The sequence below is a fragment of the Alistipes sp. CHKCI003 genome (genome assembly GCF_900021155.1).
Lineage (GTDB): Bacteria > Bacteroidota > Bacteroidia > Bacteroidales > Rikenellaceae > Alistipes > Alistipes excrementavium.
Genome location: NZ_FCNT01000006.1, coordinates 28,304 through 44,098, shown reverse-complemented (window position 1 = coordinate 44,098; position 15,795 = coordinate 28,304). Strand labels below are relative to the sequence as shown.

The 15,795-nt window shown below is 50.5% G+C and carries 21 protein-coding genes; 1 reads left to right on the top strand and 20 read right to left on the bottom strand.

What is annotated here, in order from left to right; all coding sequences use genetic code 11:
* Nucleotides 1-3: 3 nt before the first annotated feature.
* The 4 genes from BN3659_RS00595 to BN3659_RS00575 form a co-directional block, all read right to left on the bottom strand.
* Nucleotides 4-426: a structural protein P5 gene (locus BN3659_RS00595; protein ID WP_091533729.1), complete on the bottom strand. Its 423-nt coding sequence runs from the start codon at nt 424-426 to the stop codon at nt 4-6.
* 4 nt (nt 427-430) lie between these two features.
* Nucleotides 431-790 (bottom strand): hypothetical protein, encoded by a 360-nt coding sequence (locus tag BN3659_RS00590; RefSeq protein WP_091533728.1) that lies wholly within the window; start codon nt 788-790, stop codon nt 431-433.
* Nucleotides 791-801: 11 nt separating this feature from the next.
* Entirely contained in the window at nt 802-3,600 is a 2,799-nt protein-coding gene (locus BN3659_RS13230) for a hypothetical protein (protein WP_191442117.1), read from the bottom strand.
* Nucleotides 3,601-3,718: 118 nt separating this feature from the next.
* Entirely contained in the window at nt 3,719-3,904 is a 186-nt protein-coding gene (locus BN3659_RS00575; protein WP_091533726.1) for a DUF4314 domain-containing protein, read from the bottom strand.
* A 386-nt stretch (nt 3,905-4,290) separates the two neighbouring features.
* On the opposite strand from BN3659_RS00575, the gene BN3659_RS00565 reads away from it, so the two are divergent.
* A complete protein-coding gene (locus tag BN3659_RS00565; RefSeq protein WP_091533723.1) occupies nt 4,291-4,788 on the top strand; it encodes a YajG family lipoprotein in 498 nt (165 codons plus the stop codon).
* 40 nt (nt 4,789-4,828) lie between these two features.
* On the opposite strand, the gene BN3659_RS00560 is transcribed toward BN3659_RS00565, so the two are convergent.
* From BN3659_RS00560 to BN3659_RS00485, 16 genes are all read right to left on the bottom strand, one after another.
* Nucleotides 4,829-5,602 (bottom strand): DNA adenine methylase, encoded by a 774-nt coding sequence (locus BN3659_RS00560; RefSeq protein ID WP_091533721.1) that lies wholly within the window; start codon nt 5,600-5,602, stop codon nt 4,829-4,831.
* Complete coding sequence (locus BN3659_RS00555; protein WP_141682437.1) at nt 5,603-6,088, bottom strand: hypothetical protein; 486 nt, start codon at nt 6,086-6,088, stop codon at nt 5,603-5,605.
* Nucleotides 6,073-6,354 carry a hypothetical protein gene (locus BN3659_RS00550; protein WP_091533718.1) on the bottom strand — a complete coding sequence of 94 codons (282 nt, stop codon included), beginning with the start codon at nt 6,352-6,354 and terminating at the stop codon, nt 6,073-6,075. Before BN3659_RS00550 ends, BN3659_RS00555 begins: the two co-directional genes overlap by 16 nt.
* Nucleotides 6,355-6,414: 60 nt before the next feature.
* The gene (locus tag BN3659_RS00545; protein ID WP_091533717.1) at nt 6,415-6,753 is read right to left on the bottom strand and encodes a hypothetical protein; all 339 of its coding nucleotides are present in this window, start codon (nt 6,751-6,753) and stop codon (nt 6,415-6,417) included.
* Nucleotides 6,750-7,190 carry a phage tail tube protein gene (locus BN3659_RS00540; protein WP_091533715.1) on the bottom strand — a complete coding sequence of 147 codons (441 nt, stop codon included), beginning with the start codon at nt 7,188-7,190 and terminating at the stop codon, nt 6,750-6,752. Before BN3659_RS00540 ends, BN3659_RS00545 begins: the two co-directional genes overlap by 4 nt.
* A 21-nt stretch (nt 7,191-7,211) precedes the next feature.
* Nucleotides 7,212-7,568, bottom strand: coding sequence for a hypothetical protein (locus BN3659_RS00535; RefSeq protein WP_091533714.1), 357 nt, complete (start codon nt 7,566-7,568; stop codon nt 7,212-7,214).
* Nucleotides 7,565-8,095: a hypothetical protein gene (locus BN3659_RS00530; RefSeq protein WP_091533712.1), complete on the bottom strand. Its 531-nt coding sequence runs from the start codon at nt 8,093-8,095 to the stop codon at nt 7,565-7,567. Before BN3659_RS00530 ends, BN3659_RS00535 begins: the two co-directional genes overlap by 4 nt.
* Nucleotides 8,082-8,393, bottom strand: a complete 312-nt coding sequence (locus BN3659_RS00525; protein ID WP_091533711.1) for a phage head closure protein — start codon at nt 8,391-8,393, stop codon at nt 8,082-8,084. Before BN3659_RS00525 ends, BN3659_RS00530 begins: the two co-directional genes overlap by 14 nt.
* Nucleotides 8,386-8,709, bottom strand: a complete 324-nt coding sequence (locus BN3659_RS00520; protein ID WP_091533710.1) for a head-tail connector protein — start codon at nt 8,707-8,709, stop codon at nt 8,386-8,388. Before BN3659_RS00520 ends, BN3659_RS00525 begins: the two co-directional genes overlap by 8 nt.
* An 11-nt stretch (nt 8,710-8,720) precedes the next feature.
* Nucleotides 8,721-9,914: a phage major capsid protein gene (locus BN3659_RS00515; protein WP_091533708.1), complete on the bottom strand. Its 1,194-nt coding sequence runs from the start codon at nt 9,912-9,914 to the stop codon at nt 8,721-8,723.
* A 3-nt stretch (nt 9,915-9,917) separates the two neighbouring features.
* The gene (locus tag BN3659_RS00510; RefSeq protein WP_171847663.1) at nt 9,918-10,559 is read right to left on the bottom strand and encodes an HK97 family phage prohead protease; all 642 of its coding nucleotides are present in this window, start codon (nt 10,557-10,559) and stop codon (nt 9,918-9,920) included.
* Entirely contained in the window at nt 10,528-11,820 is a 1,293-nt protein-coding gene (locus tag BN3659_RS00505; RefSeq protein ID WP_171847662.1) for a phage portal protein, read from the bottom strand. Before BN3659_RS00505 ends, BN3659_RS00510 begins: the two co-directional genes overlap by 32 nt.
* A 69-nt stretch (nt 11,821-11,889) precedes the next feature.
* Nucleotides 11,890-12,033: a hypothetical protein gene (locus BN3659_RS13010; RefSeq protein ID WP_171847661.1), complete on the bottom strand. Its 144-nt coding sequence runs from the start codon at nt 12,031-12,033 to the stop codon at nt 11,890-11,892.
* A 137-nt stretch (nt 12,034-12,170) separates the two neighbouring features.
* Nucleotides 12,171-13,844, bottom strand: a complete 1,674-nt coding sequence (locus BN3659_RS00495) for a terminase large subunit (protein ID WP_091533702.1) — start codon at nt 13,842-13,844, stop codon at nt 12,171-12,173.
* Nucleotides 13,837-14,388, bottom strand: a complete 552-nt coding sequence (locus BN3659_RS00490) for a phage terminase small subunit P27 family (protein ID WP_141682436.1) — start codon at nt 14,386-14,388, stop codon at nt 13,837-13,839. Before BN3659_RS00490 ends, BN3659_RS00495 begins: the two co-directional genes overlap by 8 nt.
* A gap of 383 nt (nt 14,389-14,771) precedes the next feature.
* Nucleotides 14,772-15,710 carry a tyrosine-type recombinase/integrase gene (locus tag BN3659_RS00485; RefSeq protein WP_141682435.1) on the bottom strand — a complete coding sequence of 313 codons (939 nt, stop codon included), beginning with the start codon at nt 15,708-15,710 and terminating at the stop codon, nt 14,772-14,774.
* Between the last annotated feature and the right edge of the window lie 85 nt (nt 15,711-15,795).

Below are 15,795 nucleotides of genomic sequence, written 5' to 3'. Positions count from 1 at the left end.
GCTCTACGGTTTGTGGGTCTTATATAGTTGCCAACCCTGCTCCACATCGGCCAGAATGGCCGCACGACCATTCTCAACTCGGGAGATGGCCGCCGCGATACGCACCATCAGATCGTGATCGGACATATCCACATTGGACTCGGCCGGTAGCCCCGCACTCTCCGCCACGGCCCGGATATAGCCCTCGGTGTAGTTCTCAACGGGAGGTGCATAGCGGGAAATAATCTCGCGAATAGTACGTACTCCACGTTGATAATAGGAATCCAGCAGTACAAAGAGAGCCCGATACCCCCATGCCATCGATTCAAACTGTTTGAATGCCGGGTCTTTCGATGGCTGAACTTCACCCAGGTAGCGGGTGGGTGATTTGCGGATATTACCCGGGTTGCAGTTTCGCAAGCCTCGCGGTAGTTTTCTCTGTACCATAATGTTATTGCTTGTTTTGTTTGCGGGATCTGTCCAATTCGGCTCGTTTGACCAGCACGGGGCATTGCTCCGGAGGGGTCGTGCATTTATAGGCCTGGCGGATAACCAGACGATTGCGTTCCAGTTCCACATCCTTATGCTCGATAATGATCTCGAGTTTATCCACCTTTTCTTCAAGTTTCTCCACGCGGCCATCGAGCCGTGTAATCTGCTCCGATTGAATAGCCACAACCTTCTCTGTATTCTCCAGTTCCGCGAGATCGGCCTCGGCCATCTCCTTTCGTTTCTTTGACCTGAAAAAGAGAAGCGTCCCGACAAGACCACTTGCCAGCACGAAATTCAAAACAATGCTTACTATCTCCATAAAAGTTCAAATTAGTTTGGCGACACATATTTGTAGATTGCTCTTTCCCGGACGATATAGAGATCTCCATAGATGTAGAACAGCCCCAGGACGCTCTCCCCGGAGGCTTCCGTATTGCCTATGTATTGATGTGCATAGGTATGCAGATCGCAGATTGTTGGCGAGTCTCCAGCAAAGGCAATCTCCGCCAACGTGTGGTCACAATAAGTCGCGACATCACCGATACGTGCAATGAAGATATGATCGGTAATCGAAGTGCGCCGGTACAGGTTAAGCGAACCGTTCTCGTTGATGAGCATATATTTGTCCGAAATGGATACGATATGTTTGCCGGCCCCGATCTTGGTAAACCCTGAAATCTGGTGATAACGGCTATCATTGAACCCCGCCTCACGCGAAGTGCAGATGGTGAGGCAACCGTTCGTATAATCGACATGCACAAGATCTCCATAAAACTGGACATAGTTCAGTCCTCTATGGTACACAGATTCCTCTCCGGCAGAACGCAGTTCCGGTTGCTGGAAGTAGAGGTAATAACTTCGGGAACCATCAACGCGATTGATGGTATAACCCTGCACCAACAACGAAAAATAGCCGCTTCGATAGGTAGCCCAACCCTGGTACGTCTCCGGATAGATACTCATCACCTGTTGCACCGTACCACGATGGTCGCAATAGTAGAAGGTCTTGTTCTCCTCCCGCACAAAGCCCTCTTCAGCCGGGAAAACCTCAAAAGGATGCGAAGATCGATAGATTTCCCGCAAGGATCGCGAAATGACATCAAAGACGAAAAGCCGTCTGTCTGCACTCTGCACAAACAGAAAATTCAGGCAACGGATGATCCTCTTCACCGTAAAAGGCATTTCGACAATCTTGATACAGTCATCACCTTCAGAGGGTTGGTCGCTCTCGATCAGGCCGGGCATCTCCGTAAGTTCGCAGTTACTCATATCTTCAGCTGCCAATAATTCAATGGAATTTACCGAATAGGCCGCCTTCAGATATTTGTCATCGCATAATACGGTATTCATATCAAGATGTGCCGAGGTAAAGACATCACCGGCGAGTCGCTTGCTCGGCAGTTGTTTGTAGCGTAACGCGCCCTGAACAATATGGCCGACAAGCGTATCGTAGTCGTTCCGACCCTTCGTATGCCACAAGCGTGTAGGGTTGCCATCCGCATCAATAAAATAGAGCGCATAAAGCAAATGATCATTCGGTACATCCGGGATGTCGCTTACCGGGAGCGTGATATTCATCTCCACATTGTTGGCCGGATTTATAAGACTCTCCAGATGCAAGCCTTTATCATAGACCTCTCCGGCATCAATCGTTATATTCATTGCCGAGAAGGTGGCATTCTCCATATGTCCCGAGGTAGAGCCGATACGATCGCTATCCGAGTAGTTGATCTTTCCGATGAGTGTTTGTCGGAAGTAGAACTGCCAGGTGCCGTCCTTGGGAATTCCGGCAATTTCGATTTTGATGTTCTGTTCGGCTCCGGTTTTGACCTCCGACACGATATCCGTTTCTGCGCTTGACCAGGCTCCCGATTCCGTAAGATAATAGATTGCGCCAGCGGCTACAAGGCGCACACCATAGTGTACGCTTACGGAATAGTTCTCCGAGGGCGGTGAGTAAATACCCCAGCTCCATTGGCGATGATAGGTCTTGATGGAGAACTCCCATGCTATAGGATAATTGCACTGCCTGACCTCCCGTCCTGCCGTATAGATACTCTCGCCCTGGTGGGCATCATCTCCGCAGAAACACAAACTGTCACCGCTTTCGGTGAAGTCCAGGAATCCATAAGGATCATTCCACATCTCCTTATCGAAGAACCCCAGGCGGCCGGCAATGTTGTCGAGCGATTTGTTTTTGACATCGACCGTGATTCTGCGCAATGCAGGGACAATATCAAGCGTGCTCTCACCCATAACATAGATGCCGCGACTCCACATATTTTCCATGATATCACGCCCTGCGGAGGTAACTACGACAACTCTCGGCTCGGCGACAAGACGCGTTGCCTCGTTGTCTGTGGCAATGATACCCTGAGGCAGTTCAGAGCCGATCTCAAAGAATGTGACGGGCCGGGAGGTTTGGTACAACGATATGGCCCGGCGAATGTGTAACGCACCACTCGACTGGAAAATCTGTCCGGCAAATGGCAAAAGACAGAGTTCCAGAATATCGCGGTAGGTCGGCTTCTCATAGACATAGTAGAGTCTTTCCAGGTCGATGTAGGTCTGCGTGAGCGGGGAAAGGCTTTCGTTCATACCATCGGCATAAAGATCGAGCCAATCCGAGATTGGCATATCCAACTCCATCAGCTCCAGGCTACGAGACATCAACTCAAACAACGATTTCCGGCCCGATACACCGATCGTCATCAGATCGTAGAAGAGATAACTTGACAGGAGATTGAAACCATCGACTGCCTTGATCGTAACCGTATAGGGAGGGGCTGTAAAACTCTCCGAATAGAGATCGGCAGTGACGAAACCTCGCCAATAGAGTGCGCCACCACGATAGACCGATACACGAAATTGCCGCGGATCGGAAGTAAACAATGAGAGATAGTGAAAATTCTGTGTGCAGAGAATATTGATACTTGCCTCCGAAGCCTTGATCGGGGCATAGAACTCATCTCCCCGTTTCTCCCAGGTGATCTTCAACGGATCATCTCCATCGAATGTCATCTCCTCAGCAGATGCCGTATAGCCGCGCTCGGCAATCTCTACGCGCCACAACACCCCGAAATGCTTGCTTCGCATCTCGGCATAGTATTTCAAGCCAAAGTCTGCCATACATCTCCGTTTGGAGGTAAAAGTAGCTGTTCATGGCCTACTGACAGACGAACACTGTTCACCTATAAAAAAACCGAGACCTGTTGCCAGTCTCGGTTGCGGGAGGGAACAACAAATATCACCCTATCCGTACCCAGGAGTCTGCTTCGGGAATGACAGCCAGCCCGCCCCATGTCCCGTGCAGTTGTCCGAGGGAATCGATCATCTCAACGACTCCCTCACGACCATCATAGCGGTCGTCCTCACCTTCAAGATGGATGATCCGGATGCGGTCACCAATCTTAATGTTTTCGCTCTTTGCCATATGTTATTGGTTTCTGTCTTCACATTTCCATAGCTCCGCAAGCGCAGCGCGAATCTCATCATTAATCCTTTTGTTGGCCGCAAGAAGTTCATCATAACGTCTTGTGCAACTTTGCATCCTGGCACGCAGGGAGGTCATCTCCTCACGATTCCTTTCGAACTCGGCCTCAAGGCGGTCGATCTTGTGATGTAGACACTCCTTACCATGCTTCATAATATACTATATATGAACAATTTATCGTATTGCAAACATAATATTGCCTTTTGAAATACGCAAGTCTACGCCCGGATTATTGACCTTATTTTCAGGAATATACATAAAATGCATATTACTTTGTAAAGAAACTTGTATATTTGTGACAACACACAATCTAACAAAAACTACATATGAAGAATCTTAAAATATTACTTGCTCTTTTATGCGCAATAACTATTAGCAGTTGTGCATCACTTAAGCCTGTGTCTGTATCACGACAAAACCCCATCACTGGATATAGATATGCATATATTACACCTACATCCGGCTTAACATCAAGCAATAGCGGTGTTTATGGCAATGCTTATGGTCTTTATGGTTCTTCTCAAACCAAAAGTGTTAATCCAAGTGACATTATTTCAGGATCTCTCATAAAATATGGTTTTACTATTGTCCCAGAAATAACATCAGAGATTGCTGAAAAGACAATAATTGTCAATTATGGGGAGAGTGGCAGACGAAATGTTTTCTGGGGATACACGATTGAAATTACGTTACAGATTTTAGATGCAAACAACCACGAAGTCATCTGCACAAGCACTGCAGAAGGCATGGGCTCAACAGAGGCTGATGATATTCGAATCGCAATAAATCGTGCATTAGAGGGAATATTTACATCTAATGACTAATCTAAAATAGGATGTCAAAAAGCTCTCTAATTTATTAAGTTTAGAAGTTCGTTGTTATCCACTCCTCCTGACGGCGACGCGAGACTTTCGATGCAGTAATGGTTCGCTCGATACGGTGGATATGCCAACCGTATTCCCGGACATACTGCTCAATGAGCCGATGAGGGAACATCGTCAGCATAAACTTTCCCCTGACCTTTGCAAGCGTATCGAGCAAGTGTTGAAAATCCTCCTCGTTGAACGTGCCATTGTAATGCCCGCAATCACTTCCCACATAGGGAGGATCGACAAAATGGAATGCCCGATCGCAATCATAACGGCGGATAAGATTCGTGCCATCCTCGCATTCAACGGTCACATTCTCCAGGCGCGAACACAACTCCTCGGTAAAGGCATCTTTGGCATTGCGCAATTTCTGTGAGGTCGTGCCGGTTCGGTCGTATCCGAATGTACCGTCAAGCATACTTGCAAAACCCAACTTCGAACATACCCATACGGCCCAGGCCCGTTCCACGGGCGTGAAGAACATCGGATGTTGATTGATGTGTTTGGCGTGTGCATGGATTTCGCGGCTATGAAGCGTAGAATCGATCATCTCTTTGAGTGCCGCATACTTCTGTTGCGCCACACGGTAAAAATTCACCAACTCGGTGTTGGTGTCATTGATCACCTCACAGTCTGCCGGAGACTTGGCAAAGAGCACGGCACATCCGCCACAAAAGGCCTCGGTATATAACGAGTGGTCGGGAATAAGCGGCAGAATATGCTTCAGGAGAGTCTGCTTCCCTCCATAGTAAGATATGGGAGTCTTCATCTAAAACTTCAATTTCAGGATTAACAGTAACAGCAACAACGCCACAAGTGAAACTGCAAGCCACTTAAGCCAAAGCATCCCTGCAGTGTTGGGGCTCTCATCGACTTGCGACTGCTCCTCGCTGCGCGCTGCTGTATTGATACGGCTTCGCGAAATGCTGTCCGTATGAGTCGTTCGATCAAGAGCAGTTTCAATCTTGGTGTGAATAATGCGCCTGGGGGTCGGATGCGATACCGACACTTCGGGCATCAGGTCTTTGGCAACAAGCGTATCGGTGGGCGGCAACTGCGGTCGTGGAAAGTCCGAATATTCGATGATCGTCTGATGGAGCGTTGCCGTCATATGTTCCATCTGCTCATGGATAAGACGCACAAGAGTCGAGTCCGAGATTTCCATTGTTGTATGCTGGTGCGTCTGCACATTGCGCAGGGGCGAACACCCGGACATTAGAACAATCGCAAGAATAAGGATTATTTTTTCACACATTGCATCATCTGCTTTACTCGTTTCTGCCGCTCTTCAAGAGTCATCATATTGTTGGAGGGGACATTATCCCATGGCATCGGGAACATCTCCACCATCGGTTTCCGGTCTTTGCGCTCCAGCTGGATACTCGTCAATACCCACACCGACCACCGCTCTCGCTCCCAGTCCTGACGCTCGCGATCGCGTTCCCGTTTGGCCCAGCCCAACCAGGCATATGAAAACTCAGCCGGTGTCAAGGATTCGAATACATCGGGATGCAGTCCCATTTGTCCGACTCCTATGGCGTACCATCGCTCATAGGTCGCAGGATGGGACTCTTCATCTCTTCACTGTTCCGCTGGGAGAATATCTCCCAATCGGTCGGTCAAGGGGGTTATGCTCTCCGCAAAGAGCTCATAGAGTCTCGGGATGAGTGCGGGTTCATCATCCAGCATATCCCAAACCTCATCTTCCGTATATCGCGTGGTGAGTCCAGAACGGCGTGCGCCCTCGTTCAAGGCCTCCATTGTAAGCGAAGCCAGATGATCGAGCAAGGCAAACCCCATATTGTTTCCGCCCTCCATTGCGGACTGGAACTCCATACCATGTTTGCGAGCGAAATTGTTAATCACCCGCAACGAGAAATTGACAGGTGTTGTAACACCTTTGATAAGGATCTCTTTCATTCCTGTTCGTTATTGGTGGCCGGGGTCAGATCCCCGCTGCCCGAGAGTGAGAAGTTGTAGGTCGAATTGTCCCCGGCGGGGGTTGAGAGAGAAAAAGAGGTGATATATCCCTCTCCCGAGTAGGTCTTCGTCAGGCCCGATACAGGCGATTTGAGCACGACCTTGACGAGTTTCTTGGCGAGCACCAGCGCAAGGACATCCTCCGATGTGTGCGATGTAGCGATTGTAGGGTCGATGACCACCAACCCATCCCCGTCTACTGACCAGGTGATGTCGCCAGGGTACTTTTCTTTCCCCTTGGTATCCTTGGTACGGAGATCTTTGAGCTCAAGATCGACTTTCAACGAATGAGTTGTGGCGTGTAGCGTAGGCTTATCGTCAATGAGGATAATGATATCCTCTCCCTGTACTACCCGTTTGGATGTAGATTCCGGCATAATTCTATTGTTTTTATTGGTTTATACAATTCTGAAAAGGAGCGTTACACTGTGTAAATCGCAGTCAGGGAAATACTCCGTACTGCTGGACTTATAGCGACAATATTTGCCATCTATCTTCGCGCCTTCCAGTGCTGCAATGGCACGATGTCGCAACTGCTCAACCGAAGCGTAACGATTGTCGTAGAAGGTAATCTCAAATGTGGTTACATAACCCGCAATCCCCGATAGCGTACGCACGGGTGTCTCCTCCGGCACGGTATAGACGGCAAAGGGCGTGGCTGTACGTTCATCCACCGCTCCGGCCTGGATACGTTGTTCCATCTCCGGCAGAGCCGTCTCCAACAAGTGGAGTATTTCGATTTTGAAATCCGTCATTTGACAACCCGTTTGAAGTTCTTATTGATAAACTTCTCGACTGCCCGTGCGAGGTTATCGCCAAACGAAACAATCAGACGTTGTGAGTTCGCCGTATAGGCCTGCTCCAGGTAAGGTGTGGGCTTGATGCCTTTCACACTTCGGACAAAGACCTTCTCACCCTGCTCGTTAGTGAAGACCAGCAGATGCTTCCCTTTCTTGCGGGGTATGCGGGGATCTGCAGTTCCTTCGTGGATGAATTTGCCGTAGTACTGATTTACCGCACCATTCTTTTTTGTGCGCTCAAATACTGGTTTTACGGCAATATCTACTTCTGACTTGGGGGCTGTTCTGTCCTTGAAACGTACGATGCGTAGTTGCTTGCGCAACCTGCCGCTACGCACTGGAACTCTGTTTTTGGCCGTCTGAAGCATCGGTCGTGCAGAGGTTCGCAAAGCCGCCAACAACATGCTTTTCTGCATCGTATTGGGCAGTTCGTCCAGAATACGTTTGGCTTCGGCATAACCCTCGACTTTAACTTTCAGCATCACTCTTCATTGTTTTCAGATGCAACCGCCAACGACGACCCTCCGCGTGTATGGATGTTATCCGATGTTGTGCTCCTCCATCGTTTACAATCATACCCGCACGCAGTCCCTCCCGATAACGAATGGTGTAGACCACCTCGTTCTCATGCACTATACGGCCGGCATAAAGGTTCTCACGGCCTCCGGATTCTGTCCTCTGTGCATAGCATACGGCGACACGCATCAGCTCCTGAGTGCGATCGTTGTATTCATCGCGCATCTGACGATATTCCAGGATTTCAATGCGCGTATCAAACATCTTTATCCGAGGAATAAGGGTGTACACGCCAGGGTTGCAACAGTTTCTCGGCCGTAAGCGGCAACGTGGTTGCAGAACGTCCTACCAGCACATCGCTCTCATTATCGAAAAGAGTTCCCAGTGTCAGAAGAACGGCCGCTCGGATGGAAGCAGGGAGACTTTCAGCAGAAAACTCCTGCGTGAGTTTCCGATTCGTATAATCCTCGGCTATGGCGAAAGCCATCTCCAGATACTCCTCGACAAGCCGATCCATCGACTCATCGTCTCCGATGCGCAGGTGCGCCTTGGCAAGTTCCAATGACACGGGAACTGACATAACTCCGCTGATTAGGCCGTAGCGTGAATAAGTTTTTTGACAGGATGTGTACCCGCATCGAGTAAGGTGCCGTCTACGCGGGCAAACCCAAACAGCCCGATGGAGAGGTATTCCGCCAGCAACTCATTCAGCCTCACAACCTTGAAGTTCTGCACCATACGAATCTTGTACTTCGAAAAGTCTCCGAAGAGTACCGAGGCGGCACCTGCTCCGATGTCGGCCACATCATCGTTCAGGATGTAACTCTTGCCGAACAGCATGGCCGGTGTTCCCTCCCTGGCTCCTTCCTGCCAGATGTAGTTGCCGTTGTTATCCTTGACTTTTGCGAGCTCCCACAGCGTATTGCGGTTGAGCATGAATTTCCCCTTTTGCGCATATGCCGCATCCACCGACCGAATAAGGTCGATAAGGTTGTCGAGCGTGATGGAGGTTGCGGCGGCTTTTGTTGTACACTCCGTGGCGGCCGTGACGATCCCCTTGGGTTGCGATGAGCCGGACCCGGTGGTCAGATGCTCGTTGATACCACGCCCGAATGACTCGGCAAGAAGACCGCTGAGAAGCGAGTCCAGATCAAAGGCGGAGTCTTGCAGCAACTCCAACGATACCGGGATGATTGGCGTGCGGTAGGTGTGAGCCTTCAAGAGTACCGAACCAAAGGAGGGCGCACGTTTCGTAGACTGCTGGTACTCGGCAACGATGGTCGCCTTGGCAGACGTGTCATCAATGGTCGGCATGGTCAGGTCATCACCCTTGGAGGTCGTGAAGATCTGGCCGGCTTCGAACATACCTCCATAGCTTTTCAGGGCAACCTCAATGGAAGAGGCCAGGCTTCGGGGAATAATGACACCGCCCGAGAGTCCGGAGATCCCGGCTCGAGCTTCAATGGCAGTACGACTCTCGGCCGAGATACCCGTCACACCGTGCAACAGGTAGTCAGTGAAAGCCGCCCGATACTCTGCCTCTTTCTGATCATTGGTTGTACCCTGGACACGATGATGGTGTGCTTCGACCTGCCTGCGTTCGATATCGACGAACCGCTCTTCCGTCTCGACAGCCTGGTCCGCACGATCATAGTCCGCAATAAGGGCATCCCACCTCTGACGCTCCTCTGCGTTCATCTCCCGGCCATCGGTTGCCTTGCGCAACTCATCAATCTGCGAAAAGATTGTGGCGCGCTGTTCCTTGAGTTGTTTGAGTTTTCCCATATTTCAGTTTTTGAGTTTAAGTTGCATGGTCAGCCGTTCGCGGCTTACAGAATCGTACTTCGCGGAGGACGCACAACGTTGCCATTGGGCCTTACGCTCCTCAAGGTGACGAAGACTCGCCTCCGTATCGGGATAGGCCGGATAGACTACAAGCGATACGTCGTAAAGTTTGGAGATATGGCGCACTGTCCGTTCATCATATTCCAGCCCATTCTCCTTGTCTGCGTATCGCCACTCATCCGCATCGACCGTAAATTTGAAGGAGCATCTGGCAATGTCACCACGTTGCACCAACTCCACCATATCATTGCCCAGAGAGGTGTTGGGAGCTTCAAACGAGAACCGCAGGCCTACCTCATCCGTAGAGAGGGTGAGTGTACCGCTGGAGGTGCGGGCCAGGATACTCTCTGCATTGTGATTGTAACACATCACCACATCGCTGATATCACATCCCGAAAAGGCCTCACGTGCTATACGCTCTCGGAACCACCCCATAATCGGCTCACTCCAGCACTCAAACTTGACGGCATAGCCGACAATCGTTCGGCCGGCAGCCGGTTCACTGCGTTGCTCGATGCGTACATCAGAGAGTGCACAACGCACCTCCACAGGCTCATTCGACCTTATTTCCTTTATCTGTGTCATTATCGGCATCTGTTTTTCCTTGATTATGCTCTCCGGAGGATAATGCCAATGCCGTGCGCACCGGCTGCATATTCGCCTGCACAAAGTACTCATCACCTCCATCGTAGGTATTCATATCTTCAAGCGAGCGGATCTCATTGGCGGACATCGCACCCACCATATTCATGTTTTTGTAGAACTCCGACCGTGTTTTGGCATCTCCCCGTAACAGACCGTTCAGGCCAAAGAGGAAATAAAACGACCCGGCTTCATCTTCGCGCAACAACTTGCGGTTGAACTCCTCCTCCAGACGTACAAGATAGGGCATCAGGCAGTATTGGACGAATTCCATTCCCTGATGCTCGATGTTGTTGTTCGTAGCGCGCTCCAGATCGGCAATCATATGCGGTGGCACTCCATAGATGGTAGCGATCTCTGTCTTCTGAAACTTGCGCGTAGCAATGAACTGCGCATCTTCGGGTGGAATGGAGATCCGCTCATAGGTCATACCTCCCTCCAGGAGCAACGGGACATGCGAATTGTGCAGTCCCGAGCTTTGGGCTATGAGGTCACGCTTGAGTCGCTGGTATGCTTCCGGTTTCAAGGTCGAAGGGTACTTGAACACGCCCGACATATTGCCTCCCTGATTGAAGAAGCGTTCACCGTACTCCTGCGCTGCCTGCGAAAGATAGAGGTTGTCACGATGTACGGCAATGGGGCTCTTACCTTTATAGCCGTTGGTCGAGAGTCCCCGCAGGTGGATAACATCATCCGAAGAGAGCATTTCTCCCGAAGAAGTGCGGTAATAAAGCACATCATCGGCACTCAGAAGAGGCTCGATCTCGGCCGGGTGCTGTAGTTGCAGGCGCACGGGACGGTAGAATTTATCGCGATAGATGCGAGCATACCCATTGCCCCACAATGTACACGACACCATCAGATGGTGCATCAATGCGAAACGACCGGTATACGAATTGGGACGCTGAAGCAGAAGATGAGCGGGATGTGAATACGCCTTCTCGCGACCTTGTGACGTACGTTGGTAGAGATGAACGGGCAATGTTCCCACGGTTTCGGAAAGGATGCGCACACAAGCCCACACGGCCGAAAGATTGAGCGAGCCCTCCTCGGATATGTAACGTTGCGCCGTATTGTCGGAAACGGTGTCGGAGAGGAGAGCCGCATTGACCGCCTGTTCAAACTCTGAAGACGATACGCGGCTCTCCCTCCGGCTCCTGGCGGAGCGCGTGCGAGAGAAGAGATATGAAAGCCAGCTTGACACCGTTATTTGCATCTATGTACGATGCAAACATAAAGCGACTACTGGCTTTAACAGATGAACAATGTTCAGTTATAAGAATTCCTTGCGCCGCCGACGGCTGATTGCCAGGTGCAACGAACGGATATCGGCATAGCGGCGTGAGCCGAAGATGTTTTGATAGTACTCTTCCAAACGTTCATACGCCTCGACCTGCGTTGGATAGAGATCACACATTCGGCGATAATACCGGATAAAACCATCGGTAGAGAGCAGTTCTCGGTGTTCCGACGAGAGAGGAGCAAGACTTTCAAGCCGTTGCTCCATATCGGCCCGCAGAGCCAGCTGGTGTGCAGTATTTCTCCTTCGACGACTCATAGTTGCAACAACCCGCGTTGATTATAGGGATTTTCGTCTTCGGAAGCCTGAGCTGTCATCCACTCCCCCAAAGCCATAATCGAAGCTACGATACCATCGATCTTCTGCATTGACTTGGCCTTGTCGGGTTTGATATTGCCGGCCGGATCGGTCATCACTACGGTCGAAGCGAGCATCCATCGCAACACCGGATTGCCGAAATGTTCGATCTTCCCCGTGAGAACCATCTTCTCAAACTCTTTTGTGGGAGCAGACATTGAGCCGTAACCCTGCCCGAACGGGTTACACACCATACCTTCGTTCTGCAGATCGATAATTGTCTGCGAGGAGTTCCATCGGTCATACGCTGAAGCCTGCAAATCGTAGTCCGCAACAATACGCAGGATATCCGCCTTGACAAAATCGTAGTCGATGACATTCCCCGGTGTAACAGTGACGTATCCCTCGGCCACCCATCGCTCATAGTTGATGTTCTCCTTGCGGATCTTCTCCTGCATCTTCTCCTCCGGAATCCAAAAGTATGGCAACAGCTGGAAGTGGTCGTTTTCGTGAAACAACAGAACGTAAGCCGTAATGTCCGAGACGTTCGAGAGATCGAGGCCTCCCCAGCAGGCACAGCCCTTCAACTCCTCGCGAGGAGTCGTGCCGATGCATTCCATCCACTTCTCGTCCAGAATCCATGTCCGCTCGGCATCTACCCACAGGTTGAAGTTCTTGGTCAGCACATTGCGTACGGCTTCGGGGCGATTCTTCGCATCCTTGACCTGATCGGCAAGGTAGTCTGAAGAGAGCGACACCCCGAGATTGGGATTGGACTTGCTCCACATCTTCGGGTCGTCCCACTCCTCTTTTGAGTCCTGGGTATAGATGATACCGAAGAGCGAGTCGTCCTCGTTCACTCCACGCAACACTTTGATGACATTATCCCGATAGGCATAGCAAGCCCCCGCTTTGTTGAAACCTGCCGTAGTAATGATAAACATCAACGGCTGGCGGCGAGCTCCAAAAGCAGACTTGAGGACATCGAACATTCCCGAATCCTTATGTGCATGGAACTCATCGATAATGGCACAACTCGGATTCAAGCCATCGTGCGTGCCGTAATCCGAAGAGAGCGGTTTCATCGTGCCTCCTTTCAGGTCGTAGACGATCGAGTTGCGAAAAGGTGTGAGGTAGTTCTTCAAATCGGTAGCCTTGACAATAGCCACGGCATCCGAGAAGCAGATCTTCGCCTGGTCTTTGATCGTTGCAGCGGAATAGACCTCCGGACGCGACTCCCCATCGGCAAAGAGCATATAGAGGGCGATGCCGGCCGCAAGAGCGGTCTTGCCGTTCTTGCGGGCAATCTCAATGTAGGTGTAACGGAAACGGCGTGTCCCATCGGCATGTTTCCAGCCAAAAATATTCCACACCACAAATTGTTGCCACGGCTCAAGACGAAAACGGCTACCGGCCCACTTGCCTTTGGTATGCTTCAGGCATTCGATGAAGTGGATGGCACGAATCGCTTCTCTACGATCAAAAAACCAACCTCTGTCGAGAGCCATATCCAGGTCGCGGTAATATCGACCGACAGCCAAACGAACATACTCACACGCCAGAATCTCTCCTGAACGTACCCTCCGGGCATACTCCTCGGCCAGATGTAGTTTCTGCTTCTCTTTACTCATCTCCTGTCACTGTTATCTCTTCAAATTCCGCAAAGTCATTCTTGGGGGTGTTGTTCGCGAGAAGTGCTACGACACGATTACGACTCGATGGAGTCATTCCGAACTCCGCAGCAAGCGACCGGGCAGCCGCCAATGCACCCTCGGCAATCTTGCGTTTGGGGTTGATGATGGTTGCCGAGCCGTTCTTGGTCTCTACCTCGACGGTTGCACCCTCTCGCTCGACATTACGCATCAAGTCGTGATACAACGCCATCTCGCGGGCATACGCCACGACCAGATCCACACCTGTAACATCCAGCAGGCCTTTGTGGATAAGCTCCGTGGCAACAACGGCAAATATCTTCTTCGCGGTGCCCTTTAACCCTGTACGTGGCAGAGCCACAACTGCAGTGGTCGGTGGAATCGCCACGCTGTTACTCATCCGGCATGGCTGGTCTGTTCCCCGCATGGATTTCAAGGCATCAGGTATTTTCTTGCGTCCTTTCATAAAAAATATCTTCCTTTGCAACACGTCGGCATATTCCGATAAAACAATTAAATTCAAACAATATGATAGAGAGTTTATTAATCGAAATCGCTATCATTATTTTGGGTTGAATTGTATGGCGTATCTTGGATGCGGCATACGACCAAGCCAAGATGTGATGACGACGTAGTAAAAAACATTAATTGTTTCCGCCTTCGGGCGGTTTTCTTTTTTATCAATTTTGCACGCGCGTCTTCTCGACTTGGGGCGCGATTGGGTTTGGCAGGGTGTGAAGGAATATGACCCCCTATCCCCATACACGATGTGTAGTTAATTGCACCATTTCCGCGATGCTTTATCAAAGAGTTACGGCGATTTTGGTGGTTCATTCCCAAAATTCAAACACTTTGTCATTCAAATCCTTAACACTGCAATTAATCACACCTTCATTAAACTGGTTATCAACTCTTTAATGTTCCCGGGGGTTTGGTTACCATTGCTTCGATTATCCGGCTGGGGTTCTGATCCAGCAGACGACGCTTCTGCGCCATGTCGATATAGATGCGTGTAGTTGCCGAGGAGGTATGTCCGAGCAGATCCCTGATAAGCTCGATATCCATGCCGCTCTCAACGAGCAGGCTTCCGCAAGTATGACGAAGCGAATGGGCCGTTATCTTCGGATCATTAATGCCAATGGCTCGCAAACGTTGCTTTACCAGGTGCGAGATGGACTGCGTAGTAAGACGTGTTGAACTCCGACCTTTGCAGTGATTGACAATCAAAGCATCTCCCCATCGAAAATCCCGTTCGGCAAGGTACTCCTCATAGAGTGCTGCGGTGAATTCGGGGAGTGCTACCACATCATGTTTGTCAAGGTGACCCTTGCGCTGTATGCGAAGCAATGTGCGATCTCCGTCACGTGCAACGTCTTCAATATTGATCCGGCACACCTCGCACGACCGCAAGCCATTCAGGAGCATCAGTGCGACGATGAGTTTGTCGCGCTTGCCCACGATACTCTCCGTGGAGATGCTCTCCAGGAGTTGTTGCGCCTGAAATGCCGAGAGCGGGTACTTGTAGTGTTCGCGCGAACGGATGCTTGAACGAATGCCCTCTCCGATATCTTCGCAATAATGCCGCTTGGCACAGTGGCGATAGAAGAGCCGCACGACTGTGATGTAGCTGAAATACGTGTAACGGCTCTTGCCCTCATAAAGTAACTGTTGCCTGAAAGCGAGGATATCATCACGTCTCGGCTCCCGGGGATCCTTACCCTTCGCAACAAGCCACCGGAACCACAGCCGTATTTTACGGCGATAGTCGGTCTGCGTTGAAGGAAGACCATCGAGCGAGGCGATCCACTCTTCGATGATTTGATTTAACGATAGCGTTGTTCTCATCTTCTTTGCCTGATGTAAAAATGGGAGGAATGCAGATGCCACATGCCATTAAGGACTGATTGCAAACCACCATCCGCACTCCTCC

Excerpts from the sequence above, each read along its gene's own strand:
- BN3659_RS00595 (WP_091533729.1), bottom strand. The coding sequence starts at position 426 with ATGGTACAGAGAAAACTACCGCGAGGCTTGCGAAACTGCAACCCGGGT.
- BN3659_RS00590 (WP_091533728.1), bottom strand. The coding sequence starts at position 790 with ATGGAGATAGTAAGCATTGTTTTGAATTTCGTGCTGGCAAGTGGTCTT.
- BN3659_RS13230 (WP_191442117.1), bottom strand. The coding sequence starts at position 3,600 with ATGGCAGACTTTGGCTTGAAATACTATGCCGAGATGCGAAGCAAGCAT.
- BN3659_RS00575 (WP_091533726.1), bottom strand. The coding sequence starts at position 3,904 with ATGGCAAAGAGCGAAAACATTAAGATTGGTGACCGCATCCGGATCATC.
- BN3659_RS00565 (WP_091533723.1), top strand. The coding sequence starts at position 4,291 with ATGAAGAATCTTAAAATATTACTTGCTCTTTTATGCGCAATAACTATT.
- BN3659_RS00560 (WP_091533721.1), bottom strand. The coding sequence starts at position 5,602 with ATGAAGACTCCCATATCTTACTATGGAGGGAAGCAGACTCTCCTGAAG.
- BN3659_RS00555 (WP_141682437.1), bottom strand. The coding sequence starts at position 6,088 with ATGTGTGAAAAAATAATCCTTATTCTTGCGATTGTTCTAATGTCCGGG.
- BN3659_RS00550 (WP_091533718.1), bottom strand. The coding sequence starts at position 6,354 with ATGGGACTGCATCCCGATGTATTCGAATCCTTGACACCGGCTGAGTTT.
- BN3659_RS00545 (WP_091533717.1), bottom strand. The coding sequence starts at position 6,753 with ATGAAAGAGATCCTTATCAAAGGTGTTACAACACCTGTCAATTTCTCG.
- BN3659_RS00540 (WP_091533715.1), bottom strand. The coding sequence starts at position 7,190 with ATGCCGGAATCTACATCCAAACGGGTAGTACAGGGAGAGGATATCATT.
- BN3659_RS00535 (WP_091533714.1), bottom strand. The coding sequence starts at position 7,568 with ATGACGGATTTCAAAATCGAAATACTCCACTTGTTGGAGACGGCTCTG.
- BN3659_RS00530 (WP_091533712.1), bottom strand. The coding sequence starts at position 8,095 with ATGCTGAAAGTTAAAGTCGAGGGTTATGCCGAAGCCAAACGTATTCTG.
- BN3659_RS00525 (WP_091533711.1), bottom strand. The coding sequence starts at position 8,393 with ATGTTTGATACGCGCATTGAAATCCTGGAATATCGTCAGATGCGCGAT.
- BN3659_RS00520 (WP_091533710.1), bottom strand. The coding sequence starts at position 8,709 with ATGTCAGTTCCCGTGTCATTGGAACTTGCCAAGGCGCACCTGCGCATC.
- BN3659_RS00515 (WP_091533708.1), bottom strand. The coding sequence starts at position 9,914 with ATGGGAAAACTCAAACAACTCAAGGAACAGCGCGCCACAATCTTTTCG.
- BN3659_RS00510 (WP_171847663.1), bottom strand. The coding sequence starts at position 10,559 with ATGACACAGATAAAGGAAATAAGGTCGAATGAGCCTGTGGAGGTGCGT.
- BN3659_RS13010 (WP_171847661.1), bottom strand. The coding sequence starts at position 12,033 with ATGTGTGATCTCTATCCAACGCAGGTCGAGGCGTATGAACGTTTGGAA.
- BN3659_RS00495 (WP_091533702.1), bottom strand. The coding sequence starts at position 13,844 with ATGAGTAAAGAGAAGCAGAAACTACATCTGGCCGAGGAGTATGCCCGG.
- BN3659_RS00485 (WP_141682435.1), bottom strand. The coding sequence starts at position 15,710 with ATGAGAACAACGCTATCGTTAAATCAAATCATCGAAGAGTGGATCGCC.